The organism is Mycobacterium kansasii ATCC 12478 (assembly GCF_000157895.3).
GTDB classification, from domain to species: domain Bacteria; phylum Actinomycetota; class Actinomycetes; order Mycobacteriales; family Mycobacteriaceae; genus Mycobacterium; species Mycobacterium kansasii.
This window is the reverse complement of record NC_022663.1, coordinates 37,204-50,823: the sequence shown is the minus strand read 5'-3', so window position 1 is coordinate 50,823 and position 13,620 is coordinate 37,204. Positions and strand designations below refer to the sequence as shown.

General features: G+C 64.9%; 11 protein-coding genes. 1 reads left to right on the top strand and 10 read right to left on the bottom strand.

Annotated features, from left to right (window positions below; translation table 11 throughout):
- Positions 1-140: 140 nt before the first annotated feature.
- From MKAN_RS00205 to MKAN_RS00170, 8 genes are all read right to left on the bottom strand, one after another.
- Complete coding sequence (locus MKAN_RS00205; RefSeq protein ID WP_023363995.1) at positions 141-1,043, bottom strand: ESX secretion-associated protein EspG; 903 nt, start codon at positions 1,041-1,043, stop codon at positions 141-143.
- 99 nt (positions 1,044-1,142) lie between these two features.
- Positions 1,143-1,427 carry a WXG100 family type VII secretion target gene (locus MKAN_RS00200; RefSeq protein ID WP_023363993.1) on the bottom strand — a complete coding sequence of 95 codons (285 nt, stop codon included), beginning with the start codon at positions 1,425-1,427 and terminating at the stop codon, positions 1,143-1,145.
- Positions 1,428-1,477: 50 nt separating this feature from the next.
- A complete protein-coding gene (locus MKAN_RS00195) occupies positions 1,478-1,774 on the bottom strand; it encodes a WXG100 family type VII secretion target (RefSeq protein ID WP_036394102.1) in 297 nt (98 codons plus the stop codon).
- A 333-nt stretch (positions 1,775-2,107) separates the two neighbouring features.
- Positions 2,108-2,407 (bottom strand): PE family protein, encoded by a 300-nt coding sequence (locus MKAN_RS00190; protein ID WP_023363989.1) that lies wholly within the window; start codon positions 2,405-2,407, stop codon positions 2,108-2,110.
- Between the two features lie 388 nt (positions 2,408-2,795).
- Positions 2,796-4,025, bottom strand: a complete 1,230-nt coding sequence (locus MKAN_RS00185; protein WP_023363987.1) for a PPE family protein — start codon at positions 4,023-4,025, stop codon at positions 2,796-2,798.
- 14 nt (positions 4,026-4,039) lie between these two features.
- A complete protein-coding gene (locus MKAN_RS00180; RefSeq protein WP_023363985.1) occupies positions 4,040-4,339 on the bottom strand; it encodes a PE family protein in 300 nt (99 codons plus the stop codon).
- Positions 4,340-4,475: 136 nt separating this feature from the next.
- A complete protein-coding gene (locus MKAN_RS00175) occupies positions 4,476-5,654 on the bottom strand; it encodes a PPE family protein (protein WP_036394104.1) in 1,179 nt (392 codons plus the stop codon).
- 513 nt (positions 5,655-6,167) lie between these two features.
- Positions 6,168-6,362, bottom strand: a complete 195-nt coding sequence (locus MKAN_RS00170; protein WP_023363981.1) for a ferredoxin — start codon at positions 6,360-6,362, stop codon at positions 6,168-6,170.
- A gap of 241 nt (positions 6,363-6,603) precedes the next feature.
- Here MKAN_RS00170 and MKAN_RS00165 point away from each other — a divergent pair, with 241 nt between their 5' ends.
- Entirely contained in the window at positions 6,604-7,785 is a 1,182-nt protein-coding gene (locus tag MKAN_RS00165; protein WP_023363979.1) for a cytochrome P450, read from the top strand.
- Between the two features lie 41 nt (positions 7,786-7,826).
- On the opposite strand, the gene eccC5 is transcribed toward MKAN_RS00165, so the two are convergent.
- Together eccC5 and eccB are read right to left on the bottom strand one after the other, a co-directional pair.
- Positions 7,827-11,996 carry a type VII secretion system ESX-5 FtsK/SpoIIIE family ATPase EccC5 gene (gene eccC5 / locus MKAN_RS00160; protein ID WP_023363977.1) on the bottom strand — a complete coding sequence of 1,390 codons (4,170 nt, stop codon included), beginning with the start codon at positions 11,994-11,996 and terminating at the stop codon, positions 7,827-7,829.
- Positions 11,993-13,513 carry a type VII secretion protein EccB gene (gene eccB, locus MKAN_RS00155; protein ID WP_023363975.1) on the bottom strand — a complete coding sequence of 507 codons (1,521 nt, stop codon included), beginning with the start codon at positions 13,511-13,513 and terminating at the stop codon, positions 11,993-11,995. Before eccB ends, eccC5 begins: the two co-directional genes overlap by 4 nt.
- Between the last annotated feature and the right edge of the window lie 107 nt (positions 13,514-13,620).

Below are 13,620 nucleotides of genomic sequence, written 5' to 3'. Positions count from 1 at the left end.
CTCGCCTCGCGACTAATGGTTGTGGTTGACGTTTGCTTTTCAATTTTGCAGCCGCTACCAGAGCAGTATGCCCGGTCCGCATCTGGCTCGCATTCTATGTTTGAAAGCGTTGTAACACTTCGTTTTTCGTAACAGCGTTGTTAAACCCTGCTGTGTGTTTTCCACTCGCCGTACGGCAGCGTGTCCAACACGGTCTTCACCCCGACTTGCACCAATTGCGGGGTTGCCGGGCAGATAGCCAGCCACGCCTCCCCGGAGCCCGCGGTTCGCGCCTGCTGGTAGAGCGCGATACGCCCACCAGATCCGTCCTTAAGGGACAGCACCGAGGCGCTCGGACCCTTGGCATCATCTCGGTACTGCCGCGCATAAACCGCGACCTCGGCCGCAGGATCTGATAACGCCTGGCCCAGCGCGGCCACCGTGGAGGCGCTGATACCCATTCGCCGTAAATCCCCGCCGGAAAAGACGTTGAAGCCGGATTCCTGCCATGACTTGGTGGCCTCCAGCATCTCCTCCAAAGGCACATTGACCGCATTGATCGCAGCAGGGTCGGCGTGGTGAATCGATTCCAGCCCGTCGATCACCAGTGCGGCGATCGATGCGCTGTCGGTTACCGAAACGTCGTCGACGGTGATGTCGTTGCCCACCCGCACCGCGGACACCCAGTGCTGGCCCCGGCGGGCCAGCACCACCCGGAACTCGTTGTCCGGAATGTCGCGCGAACCGGGCGGCTGGTTCTCGTCATCGACTACCCCGTACAGCAACTTGCCCCGGGAGAGCAGGGCTACGACCTCGAGGTCCGGCGCGGCGAGCACCCTCATTCGGGCGGCCACCTGTTCGTTGACCGTGTCTCCGACGACAATGCCCTGCTCGCGCATGACCGCCATTCCGGGATGCTCATTCAGCCAGTCGTTGTTGTCGGTGGATACGTACGGCCGGCACCGCAGTTCGGGCGCAACGTGCCGGATATCCAGCAACGCCTGGAGCATCCAGAAGCCGTCGACGTTGACGGTGATATCGGTGCGCGTGCTCTGTTGATCCATGCCTAACCTCAGGGGTCTTCAGTTGTTCGACTGCCGGTCAACTGCAGGACACGGCAGCACACCCGGTAGTTGGTGTGCTGCCGCGCCTGGAGTTCGGTTTTAGGCCCAGCTGGAGCCGACGGCGCTGTCGGTCTGCGCCATGTTGCTGCCGGCGGCCTGGACCTTCTGGCCGTGGGCGTTGGCCTGCTCGTAGATCACCTGGAAGTTGCGACCCAACTGGGTGATGAACTCCTGGCAAGCCACCGAACCGGCGCCGCCCCAGAAGTCGCCGGCAGCCAGCACATCGCGAACGATGGCCTGGTGCTCGGCCTCGAGCGACGCCGCCTGGGCACGAATCGTGGCGCCGTGGGCGTCGACATCGCCGAACTGGTAATTAATGGTCATTGTGGTGTTCTCCTAACCAGTGAAAGCGTACGCAGCTGTGGCTTTGGGCGCTAGCTGCTGAGGATCTGCTGGGAGGCCTGCTCTTGCTGCTCGTAGTTGTTGGCGTCGCGGATCAGCCCGTCACGCACTCCGTGCAGCATGTTCACAATGTTGCGGAAGGCCTGGTTCATCTGGCCCATGGTGTCCAGCGAGGTGGCCTCGGCCAGACCGCTCCAGCCCGCGCCGGAGATGTTCTGCGAGGACGCCCACATCCGGCGGGCCTCGTCCTCAACCGTCTGAGCGTGCACCTCGAAGCGGCCCGCCATCGCCCGCATCTCGTGCGGGTCGGTCATAAAGCGTGAAGTCACCTGAATTTCTCCTTATTGCCTAGATTATTGCCTAGATCTTGCCTGGATCATTTGGATCATTTGGATCATTTGTCGTCTGTTGTTTGCGGGTGCGATGACCAGCCAGCTACGCGCTCACGCAACCGCCGACCGGAGAACTGTGGATGATCCCCCCTTTCCAGCCGACGCGCACCGGGCGTCGCGGCACGGCGACACGGACATCGGGCTCCGACCGCAACATCGGAATCGATGAGTGCGGCGTCCGGAGCACAGACTCGGCCGCGTGGGCGCGCTCCCGCAATGACCCACGTCCGTAACCGCATCCCGCCCCCGGTCCACAACTACCAGCGTGGGTCAGCCGGCAGCGGCGGCGTTGGCGGCCTCGGTGGCCGCATACGAACCGGAACTGGTCGCCAAGGTGTTAACGAACATCTCGTGAATCGCGGCGGCTTGGGCGCTGACCGCTTGGTACATCTGCGCGTGTGCGGCGAATTGAGCCGCGGTCAACGCCGATACCTCGTCGGCGGCCGCTGGTACGACCCCCGTCGTCGGGGCCGCCGCAGCGGCGTTCTGGGCGCTCATCGTGGTGCCGATACCCTGCAGGCTCGACGCCGCAGCGGCCAGAGCTTCCGGCTGTGTGGTCACAAATGACATACTGTTTTCCTCCCTCGATTGTCCCCGGCACCGCTCTACTGCAAGAGAGTAGATGACCGCGCGGCGCCAGTTTGCTTTCAACGTCACCATTTAGCAAGTGTTCACGTGTTGGCACGGCAAATTCACCTGTGGTAACGACACAGTAACAGCGAGAAGGGCTGTTTGTCGTCCGCTCAGCAAACTCCCGCCCAAACCCTTGGCAAGGTAGGTGTCGAAACCCGTCAAGATCTGCTGACCACTGCGTTCCGGCTGCCGCGCAGCTTGGCCGGATCACGGCCACCCAGCTCATGACGCGGTGTCGTGCAAGCCCATCATGCATTGCGGACATGCTGGCGCGTTCCGGGTCGGTGATGCGGCGTCGGCGAAACACGGCACAGCTTGGCCGTCGTCAGCCGGCGAAAGGTGGGCGGGCCATGACGGTGGGCCGGAAGCCGTAGCGGGGCCCGGCTCCCGCCGCAGCGCCGGCGCCAGCGCCGGCCAGCGGCATGCCACCGAGCAGGTTGCCCGCGCCCGCCTCGGGCGCGGCGGTGATGGCACTCACCGGCAGCGGCGCACCTCCGGGATGCATCGCGCCCGGCAGCTGTCCACTCCACACCGGCGGCACCGACAACTTGCCCACCGAGGCCGCATTGCCCAAACCCCCCGACACCGAGCCGCCGCCACCGAGCAGGCCGCCCAACCCAGGTAAACCCTTGGCGGCAGCGCCGGCAGCCGCCGCCGGAGCTGACCCACCGATCAATCCCAAGGTCTTGGCCGACTGGACGAAGTTGTTGGCCATACCGATACTGAAGTACGGCAACCCCTCGGTGTTGTAGAAGAAGCCCGCGTAGGGCGTATAGGCAGTTAGAAACCCCGAAATCGAGTTGGGGAAGGTGCTGGTCCCGAACAAGACCTGCCACAACCCCGTCAGCGGACCCTGCGCCGATTGCAGGAAGCCGACCTCGGTGCCGATGGGTCCGGTCACCGGCGCGGCCAGACCTCCCAACGTAGTGGGTATCGCGGAAAGAAATTGATTCAGCGTTTGCTGGGCCGAACCGGCCGAGGTGCCGGTGGCTGCGGCGACGGCCGCGGTCTGCCCAGCTTGCGCGGTGGGGCTGGTGATCTGCGGCGGCGACGTGAACGGAGTCACCGCCGCAGCATGGGCCGAGTTGCCTGCGTAGCTGTACATCGCCGCGGCATCTTGGGCCCACATCTCGCCGTATTGAGCTTCCAGCGCCGCAATCACCGACGTGTTCTGCCCGAAGACATTGGTCGCAATCGCCTGGGCTAATTGCGCACGATTGGCCGCAATCAGCGGTGGGGGCACCACCGCGGCAAACGCCGTCTCGAACGCGGCAGCCGCCGCCCTGGCCTGGGCAGCGGCCTGCTCAGCGTGAGTCGCCGCGGCACCCGTCCACGCCACGTACGGGGCTACCGCCTCGGCCATCGTCGCCGACGCCGGCCCCATCCATTCCTCGCTGCTGAGCTGAGTGACCACCGCCTCATAGCCCCTAGCCGCCGAACTCAACTCGACAGCCAAGCTATTCCAGGCCGTCGCCGCAGCCGCCATCGGCGCCGACCCCGGACCCGAATACATCCGCCCCGAATTGACCTCCGGCGGCAACGCACCAAAATCCATCACGCTATTCCTTTCTAACCGGCCGCGGCCGCATTGGCCGCCTCGGTGGCCGCATAGGACCCCGAACTGATCGTCAACGTGCTGGCAAACATTTCGTGAATCGCGGAAGCCTGCGAGCTCACGACCTGATACATCTCGGCATGCGCCGCGAACTGCGCTGCCGCCAGCGCAGACACCTCGTCGACTGCCGCCGGAACGACGCCCGTGGTCGGAGCCGCCGCGGCCGCGTTCTGGGAGCTCAAGGCCGAGCCGATCCCCTCCAACGTGTTAGCGGCTACCGCCAGCGCCGCTGGCTGTGTTGTCACAAACGACACCTGATCTCCTCCTCAATTACCTTCAGGTTCATAGGGTTTGAGAGCGCAGTTACTAACGACATGGCTCGATTCGGGCGGCTCGAGCAGCGTCGGGCCGCATGTCACTCCTGTGGTGGACCATGAGTGCTTCATCGCCCTATCCGGCCGACGGCGGGCGGGTAAGGACGCTGTAGCGGAAGCCATATCGGTGCCCAATGCCGCCGCCGCGCCGAGCAGCACCCGATCCCAGCGGTATTCCACGGAGTAAACCCTGTACTCCTCCCTGGGAATTCGTGCCGACGTCGGCACTGACCAGTCCCGCTGCGGCGCGCTCGACTTCGGCAGAGGAACCGACCCAAGTCGGTGGCACCGAAAGCGCGCCGATCTTGTTCGCGCTCGCCAGACTCGCCGACGCGGCAGCGCGACCGGCCCCGGTACCCAGGCCCGCGAATTGTGGTGTCGCATACCAGGCGCCGCCGGAACCGGCCGTCGTTCCGCTGCCAAACGTCAACTGCTGCCCGATCGAGGCAATGAACTGCGGAATGCCCATGGCGAAGTACGACAAGCCCAGGGTACGAACCACTGAAACCCTTTGCGCGCTATTGATCGAACCTAGCGTCTGCACGATCCACCAATCGTTGGGATTCAGCGATCCGGCTAACGTTGACGTCGAAAGCTGTTGCAGCAGTTGAGGCACCGCCGCAGTCGACACCAAACCCGGATCCGCCGACGACAAGGCCGGTGCGGAGGTGCCCGCAGGCGTGGCAGCAGCCTTGGCCACCGCCGCTGATTGAGCGGCCAAACCCGCTGGATCGGTGGTGGTTCCGGGATCTGCGAATGGAGTCAATTCCGAAGCAGTCGCCGATGCGCCGGCATAGCCGTACATGGCGGCAGCGTCCTGTGCCCACATCTCGGCGTAGTGCGCTTCGGTAGCCGCGATCGCCGGTGTGTTCTGTCCGAAAAAGTTGGTCGCGATAAGGGTCATCAGTAACAAGCGGTTGGCCGCGATCGCCGGCGGAGGCACGGTCATCACAAACGCCGTCTCATAGGCAGCTGCGGCAGCCCGGCCCTGCATCCCCGCTTGCTCCGCCAAGGCGGAGGCACCACTCAGCCATGCGATATAGGGTCTGGCTGCAGCCACCATGGACAGCGATGCCGGACCCATCCAGGGCGAACCGGTCAGTTCGGCTATGACCGATTCGTATCCGGACGCAGCCGAGGCTAATTCCGCGGCCAGATCATCCCAGGCTGCGGCGGCAGCCATCATGGATCCCGATCCCGGGCCCGCATACATGCGGCCCGAATTAATCTCCGGCGGTAACGCCCCGAAGTCCAACTCAACCCCCCTTAGCCACCATGATCGCGTCGGCGATGCAGTTGCGGCATCTGCTTGATGGAACTTCCAGCCTGGTCGCAAACCGGTTGCCAGACAGCGAATTCGGGTCCCCGAGGATCTGACGGGATCCGACTTGCGATGCCGCGGGCCCGCTGCGCGGTTTCCCGCTCGCCTCCTCTTGGAGCGGGCCGGCGCCGCTGCGGGCTTTCACCGTTGAGGCCGATACCGCAATCTGCTGCGGCCACCGCGACGGCCGCTTCAGGGCGTATGGTCAACAACGACTTGCGCTCTCAGCCTTGAGAAAACCTTTCAGCGTAACAAAGTCACTCGACACCTGAACTGTTGCGGAACCGTTGCATAGGAAACACATTAGATTGCCAAACCGGCCTCAGGCACCGGCAACGCCAATAATTCATTCCCCGCAAACTATTGTTAAGCTGCCGTTAAGTTCACAGTTTGGCCGGCAGCGCGCCACCTGCACAAACGCACTCCACGCGGCCTCGGCGCGGTGAGTCAGTCCTCGTCCAGAATGAGTGCCATCTCCGGGCACGCGGCCACACCATCGCGGGTCAGCTGCGCATCCTCGGGCCGTACCTGGTGCTCCTCGAGGATCGAGTAGCCCGATTCGTCGATCGGGAATAACTCCGGATCGACTGCGTAGCACTGGGCGTGGCCCACACATCTCGACCGTTCCAGACGAACCTTCACGGGTTTCCTTCCTCGGCCAGCTCAGCCGCGTCGGCCGCACCGGACGGGCCCAAGTAACTCGATAGGTAGATTAGCGGGTCGGGACGGCTTGGAGACTTTCGCCGGGTGAGGCGGCTGTGGGTGTGCCCATTCGGCGGATTGGTGAGTATTTGCCGCGCGTGCGATATTTCTAGTGTCAGCACGGCTTTGGCTGCGTCGGCTACCGCGGTAGGCGAGAACGGATAACGAGAGATGGGAGCGCATGAGCACGACCGAGGGCGGCCAGGCCGGTGCGTTTTACCTACCGCGGCTTGAGTATTCGACGTTGCCGATGGCCAGCGACCGGGGCCTCGGGTGGAAGACGTTGCGCGACGCGGGGCCAGTGGTGTTCATGAACGGCTGGTACTACCTCACCCGCCGCGAAGACGTGCTCGCGGCACTACGCAACACCAAGGCTTTCTCGTCTCGCGAAGCGTTGCAACCTCCGGGAAATCCCCTACCGGTGGTACCGCTCGCCTTCGATCCGCCGGAGCACACCCGGTACCGCAGGATCCTGCAACCGTATTTCAGCCCTGCCGCCTTGGCCAAGGTGCGGCCGACGCTGTTGACCCACACCATCGCCATGATCGATGCACTCGCCCCCCGGGGTGAGTGTGAGGCGATGGCCGACTTCGCGAATCTGTTTCCGTTTCAGCTTTTTTTGGTGCTCTACGGTTTGCCGGTGGCCGACCGTGACCGCCTGATTGCCTGGAAGGACGCCGTCATTGCCATGTCGGACCGGCCTTACCCGACCGAGGCCGATGCCGCCGCCACGCGTGAGCTGTTTGAATATCTCGCACAAGCGATCACCGAACGCAAACAGAACCCAGGCCCGGACGTCTTGTCACAGGTGCTCATCGGCGATGACCCACTGAGCGAGATCGAGGTGCTAGGGCTGAGTCACCTGTTGATCCTGGCTGGGTTGGACACCGTGACCGCGGCGGTGGGTTTCTGCCTGTTGGAACTCGCGCGGCGGCCGGAGCTGCGCGCGCTGCTCCGCGACAATCCCAAGCAGATCCGGGTGTTCATCGAGGAGATCGTCCGGCTCGAGCCATCGGCCCCGGTGGCGCCACGGATCACCACCCGGGTCGTCGAAGTCGGGGGTATGACACTACCCGCGGGTTCCCCGGTCCGACTGTGCATGGCCGCGATAAATCGCGACGGCACCGACGCGATGTCCACCGACGAGTTGGTCATGGATGGAAAAGTGCACCGCCACTGGGGATTTGGTGGCGGGCCGCACCGCTGCCTGGGTTCTCATCTGGCGCGCTTGGAGCTGACCCTGGTGGTCGGCGAGTGGCTGAAGAGGATTCCCGATTTCGGCCTGGCTCCGGGATACACGCCCGAGATCCAGTTCCCGTCAAAGTCGTTCGCGCTCAAGACCTTACCGCTGCGCTGGGGCTGACCTCAGCCAACCTCGGCCGACCCCAACGCAGCGCTCGCCGCCTACCTTCGCCACTCGGTGGCAGCTACCTGCACGAACACCCCGGTGTCCTCGGCCATCAGCAGGCCTCGACCGCGCGGCAGCGGACCGCCCTTCATCTTGCCGCGGATGAAGCCCTCGTCCGGATCGGCATCCATCACCAGCAGTGGCGCATTGGCCTGGTGCAGCGCCCGCAACATCGGGTCGCTGCCTGCCGAAGACCAGCCACCGAAGGTACGGGTGACGATCACGTGCAGGCCGACGTCGGCGGCCCGGTTGACGAACGGAACAACCTTGTGCAACGGCGAATCGAAGCCCGGCGGCAACTGCTGGATGTCGTCGACGATCAAGAAGATCTCCGGCCCGCTCCACCACGACCGCGACAACAGCTCCTCGGCGGACAAACCGGGCGGCGGCTCACGGCCCGCCAGGCTCGCCGACAGCTCACCCATCATCGCGACGACACCGTCGAGGTTGTAGGCGAACTTCTCCACATAGTCCGAACCCAGCGCGGTCAGCAGCTGACGGCGCGGGTCGACCAGCCAAACCTGCGCGGAGGGCCGTCCGGGCGGAGGCGGCGGTGCGCTGCTGGCGCCCGGCGCGTAGAGCCGCCCGATTTCGGACATGATCGTCGCCAGCGTGGTCGTGCGCCCACATTCGCGTCGACCGGTCACCATCAGGTGCGAGTTCTCGGCGAAGTTGAGGTACACCGGCTGCAGATCCAATTCCGATATCGCCCAGGCGATTCCGCCGGCCCCCACGCCTTGACGGGCGTCGCGGGCAGCCAGCTCGCGTACCTGTTCCACGCCGAACCGTGCCGGCAGGCGGCGCACTGGCGGGGCTTGGGCGGTGGTCAACCGGCTCACCGCCGCGACCACACTGTCGCACTCGAAGACGTTGTCGGGCGTGCTCCCCAGGGCCGGCCGGGCCACCAGGGTGTGCAGACCCGCCTGCGGGTCGCTGTCCAATCGGACGTAGTTGACCGCAACCATGCCGCGTCCGGGCTTGACGGGAACGTCCTTGGCGAAGCGAGAACGCACCAGCTTGGCGTCCTCCACCGCGGCCAATCGCAGTTCGACCCGCGAGCCGAAACCACTGCGCACCGGCGGCCGCAGCTCCGATTCGCGATCCGCGGTGACCACCACGTGCACCCCGAACGAGGGGCCCTGGTTGATGATCAGGTTGACCTGCTCGATCAGTACTTCGTTTTCTTCGGCCAGTGCCCGGTAGTTGTCGATCACCAGGTACACATCGCCGAACCCGTCGTTGGGTACCGGCCCGGCTTCTCCGCCGAACTTGCGCCGGCGGAACATCTCCATCGAAGCGATGCCGTGTTCGAGGAAGCTCCGTTTGCGCTCGCGCACCAACGCCAGCAATTCGGCCACGGTCCGGCGCACGCCATAGGGGTCGGTGGGGCCGGCGACCTCGCCGACATGAGGGAAGCGCGCCACCGTTGTCAGCGCGGTGCTGCTGTACGCCAGGCAGTAGAACTGAACTTGCTCGGGAGTATGGGTCAGCGCCGCCGAGCAGATCAGCGTCTGCAGAGCGGTGGTCTTGCCCGAACCGCCCGCGCCCAGGATCAAGACGTTGGCACCGGGACCTGAGGTGTCGACCGTCCACGGTGGCTGGTCGTGCTTGAAGGGCCGGTCGATGATCCCGATCGGGAACACCAGATTCCGGGCCGAGCCGTAGTCCTTCTGCCACGGGTGGCCGAGGAACCGGTTGACCAGCTCATCGATGGCTACCGGGACGGTCAGCGGCGGCTGCCACAACCGGTAGGGCTCGAACTTGATCTTGCGCAGCTGATCGATGATCACCGTGCCGACCTTGGGGGTCCGCACGCCTTCCTCTTCCTCCTCGGCCTCGGCGCCCTCGCCCTCGATCACCTCGCCGTTGGCGTGCGCGACGACCGCCTCAATTTGCGGCCCGCCCACGCTCACCTCGAGCGGCGTGAACGAGTTGGTGAATAGCTGCGGCCGGATGTAGTCGATGTTGTGCACCAGAACGGGCGCTTCGTCACCGTCGATGGTGCCGCCGGGTGCGTAGTAGTCGCGCCAGAGGAACTCGGCCTGGAAGCGGGTGATGTCCTCGAGGCTCCGGCGGAAGTAACCCAGACCGGCCTGTGCCGGCAGGTTTACCGCATTCGGCACGCCGGCGGCTTGGGCCGCGCCGGCGGTACGCGCCTTCAGCACCAGGCGATAACCCATGTTCTCCATGAGCTTTTCGGCCCGGCTCTCGATGGTCTGCGACGCCATCATCAAATGGATCCAATACGCGCGACCCTGCCGGCCGATCGAGTCGAGCACGTCGACCGCGGTCGGCATGATCCGGAACCATTCGTAGAACTCGTCGATGACCACCACGAGCATCGGTAACGGCGGCATGTCCTGGCCGCGGGCCCGCATCCGGAGGCGCACCGAGTTGTACTCCTTGGCGTCGTCGACACCGGCGCTGTCGCATACCGCCTTACGGCGGGCGATCTCGCCCCACAACGCATCCAGGAAGCGTTCCATCAACGCCTGGTCTTCTTCGAGGTCGGTGATGATGCGCGACACGTGCGGCACCCCGGCGAACGGCTTGACCGCCGAACCACCCTTGAGGTCGGCCAACACGAACTGCAGTTCCTCGGGCGGATGGCTCAGCATCAGCGACTCGATCACGGTTCGCACCAGCGTCGACTTACCGGACCCCGTCGTCCCGGACATGACGCCGTGCGGGCCGTCACCACCTTCGTCCAGCGACTTCATGTCCAAGAACAGCAGTTCGCCGTTGTCGGAGCGGTTACCGAACGGCGCCCGCAATCGCGACCGGCCCATCGTGTCGGTGCGGTTGCCCCACAGCGAGTCGAAGTCGATGCTGCCCGGGTCGTCAATTCCGTAGTAGGACAAGATGTCTCGGGCACCGATGTGGGCCACCCGCTGACCGATCTCCTCGTAGGCCTCGGCGAGCCGCCACTGCGCCAACTTCTGGGAGAACTCTTCGGCCTCCGCGATGCTCATCTGATCGCTCAGCGCGAAGAACCAGGCCTTGTCGTCGATCACCATCCAGGTGTCGCGGTCGCGCGGCAGCGCCTCGATCACACCCTTCTCGTCGAATTCCAGCTTGCGCTCCGGGACATCGGTCCACATCGAAGAGCCGGTCAGATCGAAGAACGTCACCCCGTCCACGCCTTCGGCGCTGATCACATACTCCCACTGTGGGTCGTCGACATCGGCGATGATCACGGTGTGCGGTGTCGGCGTCTGCGCCGACGAACTGGCGTGCCGCGGCGTGAAGGACCCGCGGCCGGCGAACAATTCGGCTTGCTCCGCGGCGAACTCGCGGACCGAGCTGTAGACCATCCGCGCATTACCGGCCGCATCGTGACGGCGTGAGTCACCGAAGTGCGGAAGCCACTTCACCCAATCCCACTCGTCCAGATCGGAACTGACCACGATCAACTGCACATGGTCAGGCCCGTGGGAGAACGTCAGCTGGCAGATGATCGCCCGCATCAAGCCCAGCACCTGCTCGCGGGTTCCGACGAGCGCATACCAGGGCTCGACCAGCAGCGAAACCATCTTCGGCAGGTTGTAGACGACGCTTTGATAGCGTCCGAACTCCTGAAGCGCCTTACCGGTAACCGGCTCGAGCTCGATGTCAGTCGGCATGTTCTGCGGCTCGCCCCAGGTCACCTCCGGCCGAGTCATTCCCACGCCGACGCGCACGACGCCGAAGTTGAGGTCCTTACCGTCGGGCTTGCGCTCCCACATCCGGGGTGATCCCACTGCTGCCGCCAGCGTGGTGGGCGCCGGGTGGAACCACCGGTAGTTGGAGTCCATGCTGTCGGCCGACTCCTGGGCCGTCTCACGCAGCATGTCGAGCATCAACATGAACTGAGCGCGCATCGCGTCCAGCTTGGGACGGCTCATCTGCTGCTGGCCGCCGAACCGGCCGCCGAACATCATCATCATCATCCCGCCGACCATGAAGATCGGGAAGATGGCGCCGGCGCCGCCGAACACGCGTGACCCGCTGGCGAACGTCATCGCGACCATGCCGCCCAGCAAGCCGATCACTACGACGCCCACCACGATCAGCCACCAGGGCTTGCCCTCCGGCGGCGGAATGCTCAGCGGTGTCGGCAGGACGATGTTCTCCGGCTTGATCACCGGCGGCTTTTCCGCGGTCGGCCGGGCAAAACCACGTTTCACTTGGGTACCACCAATTCTGCGGGGGTCATGTCCATGGGCAGGGTGTCGTGTTCGACCAGCGCATCGGCTCTGGACAGCGTGGGACCCTGCGGCAGCAGTCGCAGCGCAACCCACGGGGCCATGCTCGGGGCCAGGCTCAGACCCAACGCCTCGCGGGCTTCCTTGGTGTCCTCCACCCCGAACCGCGCGCCCGCGTCAGTGAGCCACCACAGCGATTCAGTGGTCTGAGCGGCGGGGTTATTGCCGGTGACAGCGACGAAGTTGGCGTAGTCGGGTCCGAAATAGACATGGTCGGCCTCGCGGCCGCTCATGTCGGCCTTCACCAGATCAACCACCTTGTGCATTTCATGGGTCGCGACCGGGATGGTAGGCCCGGAGATCACCTTGATGCGGGCCCGATTCTCACCCCTGGTCCGCTCCCACCACCAGCACGTCGACGGATTTTCCCGGATGTCCAGCACATTGAGCGGTTCATCCGGGTAGGCGGACAGATCGATCCTGTTGACGACGGGCATCTTGGCCAACGCCGAGGGTTCTACCGTCACCGGCTTGGTGTTCCCCGGCCGCCCGGCGTTCTGCATGATCTGCGCCACCAACGGCGGCAGGGTCTGCACCCCGTCGGCCAAGACCAGCGAATACTGTTGCGGCCCACTGATTTGCGGCGTGACGAGGACCGTGCCCACCGGACCGGGAGCACCAGGGAAAGTCGCCGGCGCACCCGCGTTGGGTACTTCGGGCACCAGCAGCTCTGGCCCCACCGGCAGGGCGTCGTAGAGCGCATGGCTCATCGGTCGGGCCTGACTGACCTGTTCCGGCGTCAACCCCAGCGGCAGCAGCACCGACCGGTTCGTGGCGTCGATGCGGGACCGGCGCCCCTCACGGATCACCCAGGCGTCTCCCCCATAGTTGAGCACCACGGCGTCGGAACCCTTCAATACCCGCCGGTGGCTGCTGAGATCGGGGGTGCCGTCAATGACGGTGACGGAGACACCTTGCGACGACCCGAGGCTCGACGAGGTGGACACGGTGTCACACACCAGCCACGACGACGCCGGCGGACTCTTCGGATAGAACTGATTCGGCGCGCCCGGGATGCCCACCAGTGGGCCGTGCGGCTGGTTGGCAATCTGGCTTCCCTTGACCAGATGCGGGTTGTCCGGCCGCCCGGTGATCAGCCGTGCCGATGCCAAGTTCAGCGCGGGATACAACCGATCCCCTACCCGGACGAAGAGCGCACCGGAATCCCGGTCGGCGATGATCGGCGACTCGTTCAACTGGCCCGACGGGCTGATGAACGACCACAGCAACGCGCCCAGGCAGATCACCAGGGCCGCAGACACCGACGCCACCACCGCCAGCGTCTGCCGCCGGCCGGGTTCGATCTCCATGCGCACCCGCCAGCGGGTCAATGCCATCGCGGTTCGGCGCGCCAGGAACTGATAACCCGTTACCTGGGTCCGCGTGGACAATCCGAGGCCGTACCCCGACCCCCGCTGCCCGCGGCTCTCTTCAGCCACGCTAGATCACCTTCCGGTCTGTTCAGAACGCCTGGATATTGGCCAAATATGTGGAGAAATGCTGACGACATCGATAACCGTAGGGCACCCGAAAGGACGGCGCCATA